The sequence below is a fragment of the Paracoccus sp. TD-10 genome (assembly GCF_048270675.1).
GTDB classification, from domain to species: Bacteria; Pseudomonadota; Alphaproteobacteria; order Rhodobacterales; family Rhodobacteraceae; genus Paracoccus; species Paracoccus pantotrophus.
Map to the genome: position 1 here is coordinate 29,711 of NZ_CP182420.1, position 19,516 is coordinate 49,226.

The following is a 19,516-nucleotide window of genomic DNA, read 5'->3' on the forward strand; positions in this document are numbered from 1 at the left end:
TTTAGGCTGGGCAGGTGACAGCGATGCGGCAGGTCGGTGTCAGATCCGTGATGCCGTCCCGCCCGAATGCCGGGCAATGCCGGGTCACCGGGCGGTGCGTGCAGGTTTTTGGGAACCCTGCCGCCGCCCGGGCCCTTCCTTACCGGGAGGCGACAGCGAGAAGCGACGGGACGGAGACGGAACCATGCAGGCAGACGGCGCCGGTGTCGGGAGCCCGGAGGGCGGCGGAATGGGGGCGACCGCAGCGTCGATCTTCGAGGCGGCCGGGCGCGCGGTCCTGGAGCAGCAGCGGCTGCAAACGACCGGCTTCGACCCCCGCGCCGCGCGCTTCGACCTGGCGCAGGCGGCGCGGGACCAGCGCGTGCTGTATCAGGCCGCGCTGCGCGCCGATGCCGAGAGCGAGCATATCACCACCGCGACGCGCTGGCTGCTGGACAATTACCACACCATCGCCGAGACCTATCGCCACCTGACCCGCGACCTCAGCCCGGCCTTCCTGCGCTCGCTGCCGCGCGGGCAGTTCCAGCCGGTGGCCGAGCCGATCCCCCGCGTGCTGGCCCTGGCCTGGGACTATGTCACCATGACCGACGGCGACCTGCGCGAACGCAGCTTCGCCGATTTCATCGCCGGGGCGCAGCAGGTGGATTGGCTGACCATCGGCGAGCTGTGGTCGCTGCCCTCGATGCTGCGCTATGCGCTTTTGCTGCGCATGCTGCGGCTGAGCGAGGAGACCGAGCGCGCCCGCCGCGGCCGGCGCGAGGCCAATGCCGCCATGGACCGGCTGATGGCCATGGACGAGCCGGGGCCTGCGGATTTCGACCTGGCGGTGCCCGGTCCCGCCCTGCAGGACGCGGCCTTCGTCGCGCAGGTGATCTATCGCGTCCATGCCGGCCTCGACCGCACCCATGCCATCACCGAACAGCTCGCCCGCCGGCTTGCAGCGCAGGGCCGCACCGCCGAGCAGGTGATGGCCGGCGAACAGACGCGCCAGACCGCGAACAACGTCACCGCCGCCCATATCATCCGCGCGCTGAAGCGCCTGGACGAGATCAACTGGCGCGAATGGTTCGAGGCCACCAGCCGCACCGAGGCGATCCTGCGCGAGGATCCCGACCACCAGCGCCTTGCCCCCCAGACCCGCAACGCGATCCGCAACCGCATCGAGATGATCGCCCGCCATTCCGACCTGGCCGAGCCCGAGGTGGCCGAGCGCGCGCTGGCGGCGGCCGGGCGGCGGGACATCCCGGTCTCGGTCGTGCTGCTGGGCGACGACGCGCCGCGCTTCGAGGCCGATTGCGGCTATCGCCCGGTCTGGCGCGAGCGGCTGGCCCGGCTGGCCCGGCGCCACGGCATCCTCAGCCTGATCCTGCCGCTGGCGGCTCTGATGCTGCTGGCGGTGCTGCTGTGCCTGGCCTATGTGCCGGCACAGACCGGCGGCTTCCTGGCCGCCACGCTGATCGTGCTGTCGCTGGCGGCCTTTCTCGATGCGGGGCTGGCGCTCTTGCGCTTCATGGCCAGCCGGCTGATCGCGCCGGCGCAGCTGCCCGCCTATGAGTTCAAGGACGGCATCCCGCCCGACCATGCCACGCTGGTCGCCATCCCCTGCCTGCTGACCAGCCTCGACACCATCGACGACCTGCTGAGCAATCTCGAGGTGCATTACCTTGCGAACCCCGATCCGGCGCTCAGCTTCGCGCTGCTCACGGATTTCACCGATGCGCCCGAGGAGACGACGCCGCGCGACGCCGAACTCTTGGCCTATGCCCGCCAGGGCATCGCGGCGCTGTCCGAGAAATACGCCCATATCGGGCGGCGCTTCTACCTGCTGCACCGGCGCCGGCAATGGAACGAGGCCGAGGGCGCCTGGATGGGATGGGAGCGCAAGCGCGGCAAGCTGGTCGAGCTGAACGCGCTTCTGCGCGGCAGCCCCGACACCAGCTTCGTCGATACCGGCCCGCGCCCGCCCGAGGGCATCCGCTATGTGGTGACGCTGGACGCCGACACGCGGATGCCGCGCGACACGGTGCGGATGCTGGTCGGCATGATGGCGCATCCGGTCAACCGCCCGGTCTACGACCCGGCGCGGCAGCGCGTCATCCGCGGCCACGGGCTGATCCAGCCGCGCGTCACCTCGCTTCTGAAACACGGCAGCCAGACCTCGCCCTTCCAGCGCATCCTGTCGCAGGACAAGGGGATCGACCCCTATGTCTTCACCGTCTCGGACCTGTACCAGGATCTTTTCGGCCAGGGCACCTATACCGGCAAGGGCATCTATGACGTCGATGCCTTCGCCATCGCCGCCCAGGACGGCATCCGCGAGAACTCGGTCCTCAGCCACGACCTGATCGAGGGCGCCTGGTTGCGCGCGGCGCTGGCGACCGACGTGAACTTCATCGAGGAATACCCCAAGCGCTTCGACGTGGACCTGTCGCGCCAGCACCGCTGGGCGCGCGGGGACTGGCAGTTGCTGCCCTATCTGCTGGACCTGCGCAACGGGCTGGATGCGCTGGCACGGTTCCGCATCGTGGACAACCTGCGCCGCAGCCTGCTGCCGGTCTCGCTGATGCTGGCGGGGCTGGTGGCGGTGATCGGCCTGCCCCATGCCGATGCACTGTTCTGGCTGGGCCTGCTGGGCGTCTCGGTCGGGCTGTCGCAGTTGCTGGGCTGGCTGATGGGGCTGATGCCGCGCCAGTCCGGGGTGGCGCGGCTGCGGCACATGCTGGTCATCGGCAACGAGCTGATAGACCAGATCACCGCCTTCATGATGCGGCTGACGCTTTTGCCGCAGATGGCCTTCAGCATGGTCGATGCGATGGTGCGCAGCCTGTGCCGGGTCTATGTGTCGCGGCGGCACCTGCTGGAATGGACCACCGCCGACGCCATGGCCCGCCGCGCGCACGAGACGCTGCCCGGCCATTTCCTGCTGATGCGCGGCGGGCTGGCGCTGGCGCTTGGCTTCGTCGCGCTGGCGGCGCTGCTGCGCCCCGAGAACCTGGCGCCGGCGCTGGTGCTGGGCGTGCTGTGGCTGGGCGCGCCGCTGATCGCCTGGGTCAGTGCCCGCCCGATCGAGCATGAGGGCGCCCGCCCCCTGACCGCCGAGGAGCGGCTGGAATGGCGGGCCGAGGCGCGGCTGATCTGGCGCTTTTTCGAGACCTTCGTGGACGCGCGCACCAATCACCTGCCCCCCGACAACTACCAGGACCATCCGCAGCCCAAGCTGGCCGAGCGCACCTCGCCCACCAATATCGGGCTATACCTGCTTTCGACCGTGACCGCGCATGAGTTCCGCTGGATCACCCTGCGCGAGGCGCTGGACCGCATCGAGGCCACGCTGAGCACCATCGAGCGGCTGGAACGGCATCGCGGCCATCTCTACAACTGGTATGCGACCGATACCTTGCAGCCCCTGGGCACCCGCTATGTCTCGGCGGTGGACAGCGGCAATCTGGCGGGGCATCTGATCACGCTGTCCTCGACGCTCAAGGAGTGGACGCGCAACCCGGCGCTTTATCATCTGCCGGAACTGTCGGGCGCGGTGGACATCCTGTCGCTGATGCGCCGCCTGCATGCGGCCATCCCGCGCGAGCGGCGCAGCCTGAACCCGCTGCGCGACCGCATCGAGGAACGCATCGCCGGGCTGTGGCACAGCATGGCCAGCGCCCAGGCGCCGCATCTCGCGCCCCTGCATGTGCAAAGCTACGCCCGCGCCGCCGCGAACCTGCAGGTGCTGATCCAGGGCCTCGTGACCGAGATCCCCACCGCCGCCGCACGCGAGCTGGATTGGTGGACGAGCCGGCTGGTCTCGACCTGCGACGAGATGGAAAACCTGGGCCGCATCGACCCCGACGAGGTGGCCCTGTCGGCCCGGCGCATGGCGGCGCTGGCCGAACGCGCCCGCGCCTTCGCCTTCGAGATGGATTTCGCCTTCCTCCTGGACCCCGAGCGCCAGCTGCTCGCCATCGGCTACAATTGCGTCGAGGGCGCGCCGGACCAGTCCTTCTACGACCTCCTGGCCTCGGAGGCGCGGCTCGCCTCGCTTTTCGCCATCGCCAAGGGCGACCTGCCGACCGAGCACTGGAACCGGCTCGGCCGGCCGATGACGGTGATGCCCTATGGCTCGACGCTGGTCAGCTGGTCGGGCTCGATGTTCGAATACCTGATGGCGCCCCTGGTGATGGACGAACCGCCCGGCTCGATCCTGCACAGTTCCTGCGATGTCGCGGTCGAGGCGCAGATCCGCGACGGCTGGCGCGCCGGCCGGCCCTGGGGCGTGTCGGAAAGCGCCTATAACGCCCGCGACGCGCAGATGAACTATCAGTATTACGCCTTCGGCGTGCCGGAACTGGCGCTGCGGCGCTGGCTGCGCGACGACCAGGTGGTCGCACCCTATGCCAGCTTCATCGCCGCCGGCTTCCGCCCGCGCAGCGCGCTGAAGAACCTGCACCGGCTGGCGAATCTTGGCGCGCGCGGCGAATACGGCTTTTTCGACGCGGTGGACTTCACCCCCTCGCGCCTGCCGCAGGGGCATAAATGCGCCGTGGTGCGCAGCGTGATGGCCCATCACCAGGGCATGAGCCTGATCGCCATCGCCAATTGCCTGATGGACGGGCTGCACCGCAACCGTTTCAACGCCGATCCGGTGATCGAAAGCGTCTCGACGCTGTTGCAGCAGAAGACCCCGCGCGAGGTCTCGCCGCTCCTGCGCGAGACGATGCGCCGCCGCCTGCCCGGCCCGTCCGAACTGGGCCAGACCGAGATCGTCGAGGTGGCCGATGCCGCCGCCGCGCCCCATACCGTCGCGGTCATGTCGAACGGGCGGCTGTCGATGCTGCTGGATGCCAGTGGCGCCGGGCGGCTGCGCATGGACGGCACTGCCATCACCCGCTGGCGGCCCGACCCGGCGGCGGATGCCTGGGGCGAGTTCCTGTTCATCCGCGACCTGGCCTCGGGGCGCTGGTGGTCGGCCACCGCCGCGCCCGGCTTCGACCCCGAGATCGCCTATGCCGCCCGGCTGTTCGACTACAAGGCGAATTTCGCCGCCCTGGGCGAGGGCATCCATTGCGAGACCGAGGTGATCCTGTCCGACGACCTGGACGCGCGCGGCGCGCGGGTCAAGCTGCGCAACCTGTCGGACCGGCCGCGCCAGCTGGCGCTGACCAGCTATGGCGAGATCGTGCTGGACCAGAACGACGCCGACCGCGCCCATACCGCCTTCTCGCGCATGTTCGTCGCGACCGAGGCCCAGCCCGAGCGCGGCCGCATCTTCGCCCGCCGCAACAAGCGCAACCCGCATGACCCAGACCGCCACCTGATGCATCTGAGCGCCGGGGCCGGCGTGCCCGATGGCGCGGCCACCGACCGGCGGCTGTTCATCGGCCGCGGCCGCTCGATCCGCGCGCCGCAGGCGCTGGACGATCCCGACCTGCTGACCCAGGTCGCGCCGGGCGAAAGCTATACGCTGGACCCGATCTTCTCGCTCAGCCGGCGGCTGACCCTGGATCCTGGGAAAGAGGCGGTCGTGACCTTCTGGACCGTCGCCGCCGCCAGCCGCGAGGCGCTGGAAGAGGCGCATCTGCACCTGGCCGACGAAGCCAGCTATGACAACGAACACCAGATGGCCTGGACCCGCAGCCAGGTGCAGCTGCATCATGCCAGCATCACCCCCGAGGAGGCGGCGCTGTTCCGCCGCTATGCCGCGCTGCTGGTCTATCCCAACCAGATGCTGGCCTCGCAGGTGCGCCATGTCATGGGACCGCAATCGGCGCTCTGGCCGATGTCGGTCTCGGGCGACAATCCGATCATGGTGCTGCGCATCAACGACCCCGACCTGATGCCGGTGGCCCGCCAGGCGATCCGCATGCAGGAATACCTGCGCATGCGCGGCCTCGAATGCGACCTGGTGATCCTGAACGAGCAGCGCGTGAGCTATGCCGCCCATCTGCACGAGGCGCTGAACAACCTGTGCCACAGCATGCAGTTGCTGCATTCGCGCCCCTCGGTCTTTGCCGTCGATGCCAACGGGCTTTCGGCCGAGACGCGCGACACGCTGCTGGCCGTGGCGCGCGTGGTGATCCATGCCCAGAACGGCAGCCTGGCCGGGCAGATCCAGCGGCTGGAGGCGGCCGAGCTGCGCCGCGGCATCGCCCGTCCGCCGGCCCGGCCCCTGCAGCGCCCCGCGCTGCGCAGCGATTTCCCTCCCGAGGATCTGCATTTCTGGAACGGCACCGGCGGCTTCGACGCGCAGGGCAATTACGTCATCCGCCTGCGCCATGGCGAGGCGACGCCGAACCCCTGGATCAATGTCGTGGCCCGCAGCGATTTCGGCTTTCACATCTCGGCCGAGGGCGCGGGCTTTACCTGGTCGGCCAATTCGCGCGACCACCAGCTGACGCCCTGGTCGAACGACGCGGTCAGCAACCCGCCGGGCGAGGGCATCCTGATCCGCGACCTGGGCACCGGCGCGATCCACACCCCCTATGCGGCGCTGTCGAGCCAGCGCGAGGCACTTTACCAATGCCGCCACGGCGCCGGGTTTTCCGAATTCACCGCCTGGTCGGGCGAGCTGGAGATCACCGCGCTGCACAGCCTGACGCCCGATGCGGCCCTGCGGGTGATCGGGCTGCGGCTGACCAACCACGGCACGCGCCGGCTGACGCTGGACGTGGCACATTTCCTGGAGCCGGTGATGGGCGGCGCCCGCGCCAAGACCGCGCCCTATCTGCAGCTGCGCTACCTGCCCGAGGCGCGGGCGGTGGAATGCGAGAACCCCTATTCCATCGACTATGCCGGCCAGCGCATGATCCTGTCGGTGGACCGCGAGGTGACGGGGCTATGCCTGTCGCGGCTGATCTGGCAGGGCCGCAACCGCGACGCCGGCCTGCCGGCCTGGTTCGACGCCACGCTGAGCCGCCGCTTCGTGCATCGCCACGACGGCGACCCGGTGATGATGCTGGAAACCCGCATCGAGATCGAGCCGGGCGAAAGCCAGAACGTGACCTTCCGGCTGGCCGCCGCGCCCGGCGCCGCCGCAGCCCCGCTGCTGGCCCGCACCGACACCGCCCGGCAGGCCGCCACCGCCCAGACCGAGCATTGGCAGCACATCTTCGACCGCCTGCAGGTGCAGACCCCCGACCCGGCCTTCGACCTGATGGTGAACCGCTGGCTGCCCTATCAGGCCATCGCCTGCCGGATCCGGGCGCGCTCGGCCTTCTACCAGGCTTCTGGGGCCTACGGGTTCCGCGACCAGTTGCAGGACACCTCGGCCATGCTGGTCTATGATCCGGCGCTGGCCCGCGCCCAGTTGCTGGAAGCCGGCTCGCGCCAGTTCCCCGAAGGCGACGTGCAGCATTGGTGGCTGCCCGGCACCGGCGCGGGCGTGCGCACCCTGATCGCCGACGACGTGGTCTGGCTGGGCCATGCGCTGGCGCGCTATGTCGAGGTGACGGGCGACCGGAGCGTCCTGGACGAGCCCCTGCCCTTCATCCTGGGCCGCGCGCTGGAGCCGGGCGAACACGATGCCTTCTACCGGCCCGAGACCAGCGACCGCATGGCCCCGCTTTACGACCATGCCGCGCTGGCGCTGGAACTGGCCATCGCGCGCACCGGCGAACAGGGCCTGCCGCTGTTCCTGGGCGGCGACTGGAACGACGGCATGAACCGCGTCGGCGCGGCGGGGCGCGGCCAGTCGGTCTGGATGGGCTGGTTCCTGGCCCAGACCATCGCCATGATGGCCCCCCTGGCCGAGGCGCGCGGCGAGGACGGGCGCGCGAAACGCTGGCGCGCCCATGCCGCCAAGCTGTCCCGCGCGCTGGACCGGCACGGCTGGGACGGCGGCTGGTATCTGCGCGGCATTTATGACGACGGCACACCGCTGGGCTCGGCCGCGTCGCAGGAATGCCGCATCGATTCCATCGCGCAAAGCTGGTCGGTGATCTCGGGCGCCGGGCGCAGGGACCGCCGCGACCCGGCGCTGGACGCGGCGCTGGAGCATCTGCTGGACGAGGACGGCATGCTCTTGCGGCTGTTCACCCCGCCCTTTGCCCGCGCGCCGCAGGATCCCGGCTATATCAAGGGCTATCCGCCCGGCGTGCGCGAGAACGGCGGGCAATATACCCATGCCGCGATCTGGATGGTGCAGGCGCTGTGCATGGCGGGCCGCGCCGACGACGCCTGGCGGGTGTTCCGGCTGCTCAACCCGATCAGCCATGCCAGCGACACCGCCACCCTGCAGGTCTATCGCGGCGAGCCCTATGTCGTCGCCGCCGATGTCTATGGCGCCGAGGAAAAGACCGGCCGCGCCGGCTGGACCTGGTATACCGGCTCGGCCGGCTGGCTGCACCGCGTCGCGGTCGAGCATATCCTGGGCCTGCGCATCAAGGACGGCGAAAGGCTGGAGGTGGCGCCCGCCCTGCCCTCGCATTGGCCGGGCTTCCGCGCCAGGGTGATGATCGGCAATCGCCGGCACGAGGTCGAGGTGACGCGCGACCAGGCCGGCACCCCGCGTATCCGCATCGACGCCGAGGGGGCGGCATGACGGCCCGCTTCTGGCAGGCGACACGGCCCAAGGCCCGTCGCGGCGGTGCCCGCGCCGCGTCAATCCGTTTCGGCCAGCAGCGGCAGGATGCTGCCGCGTTCCTTCAGGCAGCGCAGGGTGAAGATCGAGCGGGCGTTGCGGATCCCCGGCACCCGGTAAAGCTTGCGGCGCAGAAACTCCTCGTAGCCGCGGGTGCCGCTGACCGCGACCTTCAGCAGGTAGTCGTATTCGCCGGTGGTCAGCCAGACCTCCTGCACCTCGGGGATGGCGGCCATGGCGCGGCCGAACTCCTCCAGCACCTTGTCGTCGTGCCGCTCCAGCGTGATCTCGATGATGACGGTTTCGGCGGCGCCCAGGCGCGACTGGTCCAGGATGGCGCTGTAGCCCTTGATGACGCCCTCGGCCTCCAGCCGGCGGGTGCGCTGCCAGCAGGGGCTGGGCGACAGGCCGACCTTTTCGGCAAGCTGGCTGTTGGACAGCCGCCCGTCGCGACTCAGCGCCCGCAGGATCCTGAGGTCGATCGCGTCAAGCTGGCGCGTGGCAGAAGGTCCACTCATGTCTTACCGGGTTTATCAGAAGAATCTTTTGCATTTTGGCTGATAGCCGGAAACAAAGAAAGAAGATTTTGCGACGATCTGTGGCATCATCCGCTTGGGAGGAACGGGATGGAACATCTTCACGTCGTCAGTTTTCCGACCGGCGCGCCGCCGGAACACCTGGCGCGCGCGCCGGGCGCATTGCACCGCAACGGCGACCGGCAATACAGCCGGGCGCTGCATAGGGCGTGCCGCTCTGCGGCGGGCATCCCGGCGCAGACCGGCCTGGCCCGGATACCCGGCATCCGCGACATCCGCGGCAGCGTGGCCCGATCCCATCCCGTTCCCCAAGGCAAAGGAGGTGCCGATGCAGAGGCCAGACCCGAATGACTATCCGCCGCTTGGCCTTGTGGTGCCCGAGCCCGAGGTGCGGCCCGGCGGGCAGCCGGATTTCTCGCATGTCGCGATCCCGCGCGCCGGCACGGTGCGCCGCCCGCCGGTCGATGTCGATCCCGAGGAGATCCGCGACCTGGCCTTCACCATCATCCGCGTCCTGAACCGCGAGGGCCAGGCCGTCGGGCCCTGGGCCGAGGCGCTGGAGATCACCCCCGACGACCTGCTGGAGGGGCTGCGCCACATGATGACGCTGCGCATCTATGACGCGCGGATGCTGAACGCGCAGCGCCAGCAAAAGACCAGCTTCTACATGCAGCACCTGGGCGAGGAAGCGATTTCCTGCGCCTTCCAGCGGGCCCTGGCGCCGGGCGACATGAACTTCCCGACCTATCGCCAGGCCGGGCTGCTGATCACCGCCGGTTATCCGCTCAGCTCGATGATGAACCAGATCTTCTCGAATTCCGAGGATCCGATGCGCGGCCGGCAGTTGCCGGTCTGCTATTCCTCGCGCGAGCATGGCTTCTTCACCATCTCGGGCAACCTGGCCACGCAGTTCATCCAGGCGGTCGGCTGGGCCATGGCCTCGGCCATCTCGGGCGACCGCAAGATCTCGGCGGCCTGGATCGGCGACGGCTCGACGGCAGAGAGCGACTTCCATGCCGCGCTGGTCTTTGCCTCGACCTACAAGGCACCGGTGATCCTGAACATCGTCAACAACCAGTGGGCGATCTCGACCTTCCAGGGCATTGCGCGCGGAGGTTCGGGCACCTTTGCGGCGCGCGGGCACGGCTTCGGCATCCCCTCGCTGCGCGTCGACGGCAATGACTACCTGGCGGTGCTGGCGGTGGCGAAATGGGCGGCGGAACGCGCCCGGCGCAACCTGGGCCCGACGCTGATCGAATACGTCACCTATCGCGCTGGCGGGCATTCGACCTCGGACGATCCCTCGGCCTATCGCCCGGCCGAGGAAAGCGCGGCCTGGCCGCTGGGCGACCCGATCCTGCGGCTGAAAAACCACCTGATCGCGCTTGGCGTCTGGAGCGACGAACGCCACCAGCAGGCCGAGGCCCAGATCCTGGCCGAGATCACCGAACAGCAGAAGCGCGCCGAGGCCATCGGCACCCTGCACCACGGCCAGCACCCCAGCCCCGCGGACATGTTCGAGGATGTCTATGCCGAGATGCCGCCGCATCTTCTGAAGCAACGTCACGAGGCGGGGTTCTGACATGGCACGCATGACGATGATCGAGGCCATCCGCGACGCGCTGGACGTGGCCATGGGCGCCGACCCCTCCGTCGTGGTCTTCGGCGAGGATGTGGGCTATTTCGGCGGCGTCTTCCGCTGCACCGCCGGCTTGCAGGCGAAATACGGCAAGACCCGCTGCTTCGACACGCCGATCAACGAATCCGGCATCGTCGGCGCCGGCATCGGCATGGCCGCATACGGGCTGAAGCCGGTGGTCGAGATCCAGTTCGCCGACTACATGTATCCCGCCTATGACCAGATCGTGTCCGAGGCGGCGCGGCTGCGCTATCGCTCGGCCGGGCAGTTCACCTGCCCGATGGTGGTCAGGATGCCCACCGGCGGCGGCATCTTCGGCGGCCAGACCCACAGCCAGAGCCCCGAGGCGCTGTTCACCCATGTCACGGGGCTCAAGACCGTGGTGCCCTCGAACCCGCGCGACGCCAAGGGGCTGCTGCTGGCCGCCATCGAGGATCCCGACCCGGTGATCTTCATGGAGCCGAAGCGGCTTTACAACGGGCCCTTCGACGGCCATCACGACCGGCCGGTCACGGCCTGGAAAAGCCATGAGCTGGGCGAGGTGCCCGAGGGGCATTACACCGTCCCGCTGGGCAAGGCGGTGCTGCGTCGGCAGGGCCGGGCGGCCACGGTGCTGACCTATGGCACCATGGTCCATGTCGCGCTGGCCGCAGCCGAGGAATCCGGCGTCGATGCCGAGGTGATCGACCTGCGCACCCTGCTGCCCTTGGACATGGAAACCATCCTGGCCTCGGTCAACAAGACCGGCCGCTGCCTGGTGCTGCACGAGGCGACGCTGACCTCGGGCTATGGCGCGGAGCTGGCGGCGCTGGTGCAGGCGGAGTGCTTCTGGCACTTGGAAGCGCCGGTCCGGCGGGTGGCGGGCTGGGACACGCCCTATCCGCATACGCATGAATGGAGCTATTTCCCCGGCCCCGCACGGGTGGCCGAGGCATTGCGTCAACTGGTCGAGGTGGCCTGAGATGGGTATTCACGCAATCCGCATGCCCGATATCGGCGAAGGCATTGCCGAGGCCGAGATTTCCGAATGGCTGGTCAAGCCCGGCGATGTCCTGCGCGAGGACGACCCGATGGTCGCCGTGATGACTGACAAGGCGACGGTGGAAATCCCCTCGCCCGTCACCGGCACGGTGGTCTGGCAGGCCGGGCAGCCCGGCGACGTGATCGCCGTCGGCGCCGAGCTGATCCGGCTGGAGGTGGACGGGCCGGGCAACGTGGCCGGCGACGCGACCGGCGACGCCGCCCCCCCGGCACCGGCGACGGCCGAAGCATCGGGCCCATCGCGACAGGCCGAGACAGCGCCGCCCGATCCAGAGCCGGCGGAGGCGAAGGCCGAAGCCGCGACAGAGCAGCCCGCCCCGAAACCGGCAGCACGCCCCGCCGCCACCGCCGCGCCCCTGCGCCCCGAGGGCGAAAGGCCCATCGCCTCGCCCGCCGTGCGGGCGCGGGCCCGCGAGGCGGGGGTGGACCTGCGGCTGGTGCGCGGCTCGGGTCCGGCGGGCCGGATCGGGCACGAGGATCTGGACGCCTTCATCGCCTCGGGCGGCATCCCCGCCCCCTCGGGTCCGCAGCCCGACAATTCGGTCGAGGAGATCCGCGTCATCGGCCTGCGCCGCAAGATCGCCGAGCGGATGGAGGCCGCGAACAGCATCCCGCAGATCACCATCGTCGAGGAAATCGACGCCACGGCGGTCGAGGATCTGCGCGGCCGGATGAATGCGCAGGCCAAGGGCGCGCGGCTGACGCTGCTGCCCTTCATCGCCCGCGCCATCGTGCGCGCCGTGCACGACCAGCCGCTGATGAACGCGCATTACGATGCCGCGGCCGGGCTGATCCGCCGCTTTGGCGGGGTGCATATCGGCATCGCCGCGCAGACGCCCTCGGGGCTGATGGTGCCGGTGGTCCGCCATGCCGAGGCGCTGGACCTGCGCAGCCTCGCCTCCGAGATCGGGCGGCTGGGCACGGCCGCCAAGGAGGGCACGGCAAAACGCGACGAGTTGGCCGGCTCGACCATCACCATCACCTCGCTGGGGCCATTGGGCGCCATCGCCTCGACCCCGATCCTGAACGTGCCCGAGGTCGCCATCGTCGGCGTCAACCGGCTGGCGGTCCGGCCCCACTGGAACGGCGCCGCCTTCGAGCCGCGCAAGATGATGAACCTGTCGTGCAGCTTCGACCACCGGGTGATCGACGGCTGGGACGCCGCCGTCTTCGTGGCGCGGCTGAAAGAACTGCTGGAAACCCCGGCGCTGATCTTCGTGGAGGGCTGAGCGATGCGCGAGATCCAATGCAGGCTGCTGGTAATCGGCGCCGGTCCGGGCGGCTATGTCTGCGCCATCCGCGCCGGGCAACTGGGCGTCGATACGGTGGTGGTTGATGCCGAGCCGCCCGGGGGAACCTGCCTGAATGTGGGCTGCATCCCCTCGAAGGCGCTGATCCATGCGGCCGAGGAGTTTCATCGTCTTGCGCAGCTTTCCTCGGCGCCTTCGATGGGAATTTCGGCCGGTCCGGCCCGGCTGGACCTGGGGGCGACGATGGCCTGGAAGGACGGCATCGTCGAGCGGCTGACCGGCGGGGTCGCCACGCTCTTGCGCAAGGCCAAGGTGCGGCTGGTGACGGGCCGGGCGACGGTGCGCGACGGCAAGACCGTGCTGGTCGAGACGCCCGAAGGTCCGGTGCAGATCCGCACCGAGGTGCTGGTCATCGCCACCGGCTCGGAGCCGATCGAGATCCCGGCGCTGCCTTTCGGCGGCAAGGTCATCTCCTCGACCGACGCGCTGGCGCTGACCGAGGTGCCGGGCCGGCTGGCCGTGGTCGGCGGTGGCTATATCGGGCTGGAGCTGGGCATCGCCTATGCCAAGCTGGGCGCCGAAGTGACGGTGGTCGAGGCCGCGCCGCGCATCCTGCCGCAATACGATGCCGAACTGACGCGGCCGGTGGCGCAACGCCTGACCCAGCTGGGCGTGCGGGTGCTGACCGGGGCGCGGGCCGGGGGGCTGTCGGACAGCGGCGCGCTGCGCGTCGCCGGCGTGGACGGGGCCGAGGACATCCAGGCCGACAAGGTGCTGGTGACGGTGGGCCGCCGCCCGCGCGCGACCGGTGCGGGGGTGGCGGGGCTGCGGCTGGAGATGGCCGGCCCCTTCATCCGCATCGACGAGCGCTGCCGCACCTCGATGACCGGCGTGCTGGCCATCGGCGACGTGACCGGCGAGCCGATGCTGGCCCATCGCGCCATGGCCCAGGGCGAGATGGTGGCCGAGCTGGTCGCCGGCCAGCGCCGCGCCTGGGACAAGCGGGCGATCCCGGCGGTCTGCTTTACCGACCCCGAGATCGTCAGCGTCGGCATTTCCCCCGAGGAGGCCGCGGCGGCCGGGCGCGAGGTCGTGACCGGCCTTTTCCCCTTTGCTGCCAACGGCCGGGCGATGACGGCGGGCGACGAGGCGGGCTTCATCCGCGTCACCGCCCGGCCCGATACGCATGAGGTGCTGGGCATCCAGGCGGTCGGCGCCGGCGTGGCCGAGATGGCCGGCGGCTTTGCCCTGGCGCTGGAGATGGGCGCCCGGCTGGAGGACATCGCCGGCACCATCCACGCCCATCCGACCCGCGGCGAGGCGCTGCACGAAGCCTGCCTGCGCGCGCTTGGCCACGCGCTGCATATCTGAAAGGGGCATTGATCGCCGCCCCGCGATGGCGCAAACCCCTGCCGGCATGGGCACAGGAGGGATTGCGGTGGCACGGGTGGATTTGCGGGTCACGCTGGCCTCGCCCTGGCTGGGGGCCGATCTGGGACGGGTGCGGCGCGTGCTGTCCTTTGCCCCGCATCGCCCCGGCTTTCGCAGCGCCCGGCATATCCTGATCCGCCAGGTCCGCGACGCCGACCTGGCCCCGGACCTGGATGCCATGGGCTGGCTGGGGGCCGAGATGGCGCGGATCGGCCATGGCGGCGACGTGGGCATGATGACCTCGCGCGGCTTGCACCATCACCGGCTGGCCCATGCCGGGCCGGTGGCCTGCCTGGCCACCGTCGGCCTGGGCAATGCCGAGCGGGTGGGCCGGCGCCGCATGGTTTCGCCCGGCGGCTACGGCACGATCAACATCGCCCTGCTGGTCGAGGAGGGGCTGACCGATGCCGCCATGATCGAGGCGCTGAGCATCGCGGCCGAGGCCCGCACCGCCGCGGTGATGGATGCCGGGATCGCGTTGCCGACCGGGCGTGCGACCGGCACCGGCACGGATTGCATCGCGGTCGCCTGCGATGCGGGCGGTGTCGCATTCGCCGGGCTGCACACCGCCTTGGGCGAGGCCATCGGCGCCGCGGTGCACGAGGCCGTGCTGGCAGGCGCCCTGGCCTGGGTTGCCGAGCATGGCGCCGAGCCGGCCCTGGCAGTGCCAGGTTGCACGGGAGCATTGGGTATTTAAGGAACGAAGAAGATGGGCTTGACTACCCCACATATTTTTTCTTGTGGGGCAGGTTTTGGGGCGCTATCCTGCCCCACGGGAAAAAATCCGTGGGGTAGCCTTCATGGCGCAGCATCTTTCGCCGGTGGCGGTGGCGGCCTGGACCGATCTGCTGCGGCATCTCAAGGATGCGGCGGTCAGCGAGCTGCGCGGCGTGCCGCGGCTGAAGAAGGTCGGGCGGAAGGGGTATTGGTATGACCATTTCCGCATCGGCGACCGCACCCTCGACCGCTATATCGGCGAGGACGGCGAGGAATTGCGCGCGCGGCTGGAGCGGCTGGAGAGCCTGCGCGAGGCCGAGAAGCAGAGCCAGCGCGAACGCGCGCGCCTGATGCGCATCCTGCGGGCCGAGGGCTGCCTGATGACCGACCGCGGCTCGGGGCAGGTGATCTCGGCCATGGCGCGGGCGGGGGTATTCCGCCTGGGCGGCACGCTGGTCGGCACCCAAGCCTTCCGCTGCTACGAGGGCGAGTTGGGCGTGCGCATCGGCTTCGACCAGGCGGCGATGACCGACGATATCGACATCGCCAGTTTCGAACGGCTGTCCCTGGTGCTGGGCGACCAGGTGACCGAACCGCTGGCCGAAGTGTTCCGCGAGTTGCGCTTTGCCCCCCTGCCCTCGGTCGAGGGGCAGCGGGTCTGGCGCTGGCGCCAGGGCGAGCAGCAGACGCTGGTCGAGTTCCTGACCCCCTGTTTCGACGGCACCGAGGGGCTGCGCGACCTGCCGGCGCTTGGCGTCTCGGCGCAGAGCCTGCATTACCTGAACTTCCTGATCGCCGAGCCGATCCGGGTGCCGCTGCTTTACCGCGCCGGTTTCCTGATCCAGGTGCCGCGGCCCGAGCGTTACGCCATCCACAAGCTGATCGTCGCCGACCGCCGCCGCGACGGGCCCGATACGCTGAAGGCGCGCAAGGACCGGGCGCAGGCCGAGTTCCTGATCGAGGTTCTGGCCGAGGAGCGCCCCGAGGAATTGCACGACGCCTATGAGACGGCGATGGCGCAGGGCCCGTCCTGGCGCGCACGGCTGGCCGCGACGCTGGCGCGGATGCCGCATCTGCGCCAGCGGCTGGCTGCGCTTTAGCCGGGGCGGAAGTCGGCGGGCTTGATGCCGTGGCGCGCCAGCTTGTCGTAGAAGGTCTTGCGCGGCAGGCGCAGCCGCGCCATCGCCTGGGTGGCATTGCCCTGCGCGAGCCGCAGCGCCTCGCGGATCAGTTCGGCCTCGTATTCCGCGACCAGATCCGACAGGCCCGGCGCGTCGCCGCCTTCGGCCGGCGGATCGAAGGGGGTCAGGCCGAGCGCATGGCTTTCGGCGAATTGCCGCAATTCGCGCAGGTTGCCGGGCCAGCCATGGCCGGCCAGCCGAGCCTTGACCGCGCCCGTGACCGGCGCCACCGGCAGGTTCAGCCGCGCCGCCGCTGCCAGCAGGAAATGCCTAAACAGCGCGGGGATGTCCTCGCGCCGCTCGGCCAGCGGCGGCAGGGTCAGGACGGCGCCCGACAGCCGGTAGTAGAGGTCGCTGCGAAATGCCCCCTCGCGCATCAGCCGTTCCAGGTCGGCACGGCTCGAGGCGATGACGCGCAGGTCCAGCGGCCGCGGCGCGGCGCTGCCGGGGGGCTGGATCTGGCCCACCTCGATCAGCGCCAGCAGGCGGGCTTGCAGCGCGGGGGCAAGCGCGTCGATCTCGTCCAGATAGAGCGTGCCGCGATGCGCGGCCTCGAGCCGGCCGGGCGCGCGCGGGGTGCGGCCCTGCGGCTCGGCGCCCAGCATCTCGGATTCGAAACGCGCCTCGTCCAGCGCGGCGCAGGCGACAGGAACGAAGGCGCGGGCGCGGCGCGGACCCTGGCGGTGGATGGCGCGGGCCACGGTTTCCTTGCCCGAGCCGCCGGGGCCCAGGATCAGCACGTCGCCCCCCGCCTCGGCCAGCCGCGCCACGGTCTCGCGCAGGTGCTGCATGAAGGGGCTTTGCCCGATCAGCCGGGTCTCGCGCGCGGCGCTGTCCTGTTGCTGGCGGCGCAGGGCGCGGTTTTCCAGCACCAGGGCCCGGCTGGAGGCCGCACGCGCCAGCGCCGCCGCCAGCGTGCCGCCGCCGACCGGCTTGGCCAGGAAGTCATAGACCCCCTGCTTCAGCGCCGCGACCGCCATCGGCACATCGCCATGCCCGGTCAGCAGGATCACCGGCAGGTCGGGGTCGAGCGCGCGGATGCGTTCGAACAGCTGGAACCCGTCCATGCCGGGCATGCGCACGTCCGACAGCACCACGCCGGGCCAGTCCGGGCCAAGCCCGCCAAGCGCCGCGGCCGCATCGGTGAAGGCTTCGGCGCGAAAACCCGCCAGGTGCAGCGCCTGCATCTGCGCCTCGAGCAGGTCGGGATCGTCATCGACAAGGCGGACAAGCGGGGTATCGGGGGTGGGTGTATCGGTCATGCGGCTTTCGGCAGGTCCAGGTGGAAAGTGGCGCCCTGCCCTTCGCGCTGCGGCCCGGCCGTCAGGCTGCCGCCGAAATCCCGCGCGATCTCTTGCGAGATCACCAGGCCCAGGCCCAGCCCCTCGGGCTTGCTGGTGGCGAAAGGGGTGAAAAGCTGGGCGGCGATCTGCGGCGACAGCCCCGGCCCGTTGTCCGATATGCTGAGCCGCAGCACCGGCCCGTCGTCCTGCAGCGCGATGCGGATTTCCGGCTCGGGCCGGCCCTCCAGCGCCTCTTGCGCGTTCTGGATCAGGTTCACCAGCACCTGCTCCAGCCGCACGGTCTCGGCCATGACCCGCAGGCCGGGCGGGATCTGGGGCAGGACCAGGCGGATGTCCTGCGCCCGCCGCCGGCTGGCGGTCAGAAGCAGCGCCGCATCCAGCGCATCCTTGAGCGCGACCGGACCCAGCTCGCCCGTAGCCTTGCGGGCAAAGCCGCGCAGCTCGGTGGTGATCTGGGCGATGCGGTCGGTCATGCGCAGGATCTGGCCCAGGTTGCGGTCCAGGTCGGGCGCCTCTGCCGGCAGCATCTGCCGGCCGTTCTCGGCCAGAAGGCGGATGGTGGCCAGGGGGGTGTTCACCTCATGCGCGACGCCGGCGGTGATCTGGCCCAGCGTCGCCAGCTTGTTGGCCTGCACCATCTCGCTCTGCAATTGCGCCAGCCGCTGCTCGGCCGTGCGGCGCTCGCGCATCTCGGCGGTCAGGTCGCGGGTGCGTTCCTCGACCGCGCGCTCCAGGTCGGCGCGATAGCGGCGCTCGGCGTCCATGCGGCGGGCGGCGCGGGTGCGGGCCCGCGCGGCCGAAACCCCGCCCGCCAGCAGCAGCGTGAACAGGAAGCCGACGGTGCCCATCGCCAGCAGCCCCGCCCGCACCGCCTCGGTCCCCGGCGCGTGGATCCACAGCACCCAGCCCGCCCCCGGCACCGCGCGCCGGGCCGAGACCTGCCCGGCCGGGATCGGCGGCAGGGGCGCAAAGCGCAATTGCGGCGCGCTGGACAGGATCACCTGCCCGGCCGCGTCCGCAACCAGCGTGGTCTCGGCCGCCTGCGCCCAGCCCTGTTCCATCGCGTCGAATTCCACCTTCACCACGATGACGCCCAGGGGCTCGCCCCTCTGCGGCACGTCGTGAGACAGGTAGAGCCCCGGCCGGCGGCTGACGGTGCCAAGCGCGAATTGCGTCGCCTCGCCCCGCAGCAGCGCCTCGCTGAAATAGCTGCGGAAGCTGTAGTCCGAGCCGACGAAACTGTCGGGATCGTGCCAGTTCGAGGCAGCGATGGCCATGCCGTCGCGATCCAGCAGGTAGATCACCGCGCTGCTGGTCTGTTCCTGCAACCGCTCCAGCTTTTCCGACACCCGCGCGACATTGGCGGGCGACGGCTCGGCCAGCGCCTGAAGCACGGCGGCATCGTCGGACAGGACCGTGGCCACCGCGCGCTGCTTGGCCAGCACGCTTTCCAGCGTCTGCACCCGGCTTTGCGCGCTGATCTCCAGCCGCTCGATCAGGGCGCGGGCGGCATTGCCATGGGCCAGCCGAAAGGTCAGCGCCATCGCCGCCAGCAGGGCCAGCGCCACGGCGACGGCGAGCGTCAGCCGCCACAGCATCGGGCTGGGTCTCTCGCCTTGCGAATCGGTTGTGGCAGCCATGGATTCCCTTGCGGTCGGGCTTTGTGCGGATTTCCACACTAGCAGATCCGCACTGTGCGGAAAACCACACGGATTTGACCGGCGCCCTTGGACAAAAAGCCATGATTACAATGCATTGCTGTCATGCGCCGGGTTTTTGGGCGCCGCGGCCCGCGAATTTATCATGGCGGTCACATCATCGTCATACGCAGGTTGGAGGAGGCCC

11 protein-coding genes are annotated in these 19,516 nt (G+C 70.2%); 8 read left to right on the top strand and 3 right to left on the bottom strand.

Annotation, left to right across the window (positions count from 1 at the left end; translation table 11 throughout):
* The first annotated feature begins 229 nt into the window (after positions 1–229).
* Entirely contained in the window at positions 230–8,533 is an 8,304-nt protein-coding gene (locus ACNKFW_RS18840; protein WP_051419595.1) for a GH36-type glycosyl hydrolase domain-containing protein, read from the top strand.
* A gap of 59 nt (positions 8,534–8,592) precedes the next feature.
* On the opposite strand, the gene ACNKFW_RS18845 is transcribed toward ACNKFW_RS18840, so the two are convergent.
* Entirely contained in the window at positions 8,593–9,090 is a 498-nt protein-coding gene (locus ACNKFW_RS18845) for an Lrp/AsnC family transcriptional regulator (protein ID WP_024843891.1), read from the bottom strand.
* A 108-nt stretch (positions 9,091–9,198) separates the two neighbouring features.
* Here ACNKFW_RS18845 and ACNKFW_RS18850 point away from each other — a divergent pair, with 108 nt between their 5' ends.
* From ACNKFW_RS18850 to ACNKFW_RS18880, 7 genes are all read left to right on the top strand, one after another.
* The gene (locus ACNKFW_RS18850; RefSeq protein ID WP_147277960.1) at positions 9,199–9,459 is read left to right on the top strand and encodes a hypothetical protein; all 261 of its coding nucleotides are present in this window, start codon (positions 9,199–9,201) and stop codon (positions 9,457–9,459) included.
* A complete protein-coding gene (locus ACNKFW_RS18855; protein WP_024843892.1) occupies positions 9,437–10,690 on the top strand; it encodes a 3-methyl-2-oxobutanoate dehydrogenase (2-methylpropanoyl-transferring) subunit alpha in 1,254 nt (417 codons plus the stop codon). Before ACNKFW_RS18850 ends, ACNKFW_RS18855 begins: the two co-directional genes overlap by 23 nt.
* Before the next feature lies 1 nt (position 10,691).
* Positions 10,692–11,708: an alpha-ketoacid dehydrogenase subunit beta gene (locus tag ACNKFW_RS18860; protein ID WP_024843893.1), complete on the top strand. Its 1,017-nt coding sequence runs from the start codon at positions 10,692–10,694 to the stop codon at positions 11,706–11,708.
* Between the two features lies 1 nt (position 11,709).
* Entirely contained in the window at positions 11,710–13,017 is a 1,308-nt protein-coding gene (locus ACNKFW_RS18865; RefSeq protein WP_024843894.1) for a dihydrolipoamide acetyltransferase family protein, read from the top strand.
* Positions 13,018–13,020: 3 nt separating this feature from the next.
* A complete protein-coding gene (gene lpdA / locus ACNKFW_RS18870) occupies positions 13,021–14,409 on the top strand; it encodes a dihydrolipoyl dehydrogenase (RefSeq protein WP_024843895.1) in 1,389 nt (462 codons plus the stop codon).
* Positions 14,410–14,455: 46 nt separating this feature from the next.
* Positions 14,456–15,166 (top strand): adenosylcobinamide amidohydrolase, encoded by a 711-nt coding sequence (locus ACNKFW_RS18875; protein ID WP_051419602.1) that lies wholly within the window; start codon positions 14,456–14,458, stop codon positions 15,164–15,166.
* A gap of 103 nt (positions 15,167–15,269) precedes the next feature.
* Positions 15,270–16,286 (top strand): GSU2403 family nucleotidyltransferase fold protein, encoded by a 1,017-nt coding sequence (locus ACNKFW_RS18880; RefSeq protein WP_024843897.1) that lies wholly within the window; start codon positions 15,270–15,272, stop codon positions 16,284–16,286.
* On the opposite strand, the gene ACNKFW_RS18885 is transcribed toward ACNKFW_RS18880, so the two are convergent.
* The gene (locus ACNKFW_RS18885; protein ID WP_024843898.1) at positions 16,283–17,629 is read right to left on the bottom strand and encodes a sigma-54-dependent transcriptional regulator; all 1,347 of its coding nucleotides are present in this window, start codon (positions 17,627–17,629) and stop codon (positions 16,283–16,285) included. The genes ACNKFW_RS18880 and ACNKFW_RS18885 overlap by 4 nt on opposite strands.
* Positions 17,626–19,311 (bottom strand): sensor histidine kinase, encoded by a 1,686-nt coding sequence (locus ACNKFW_RS18890; protein ID WP_024843899.1) that lies wholly within the window; start codon positions 19,309–19,311, stop codon positions 17,626–17,628. The genes ACNKFW_RS18885 and ACNKFW_RS18890 overlap by 4 nt, the downstream gene beginning before the upstream one ends.
* Positions 19,312–19,516: the final 205 nt, after the last annotated feature.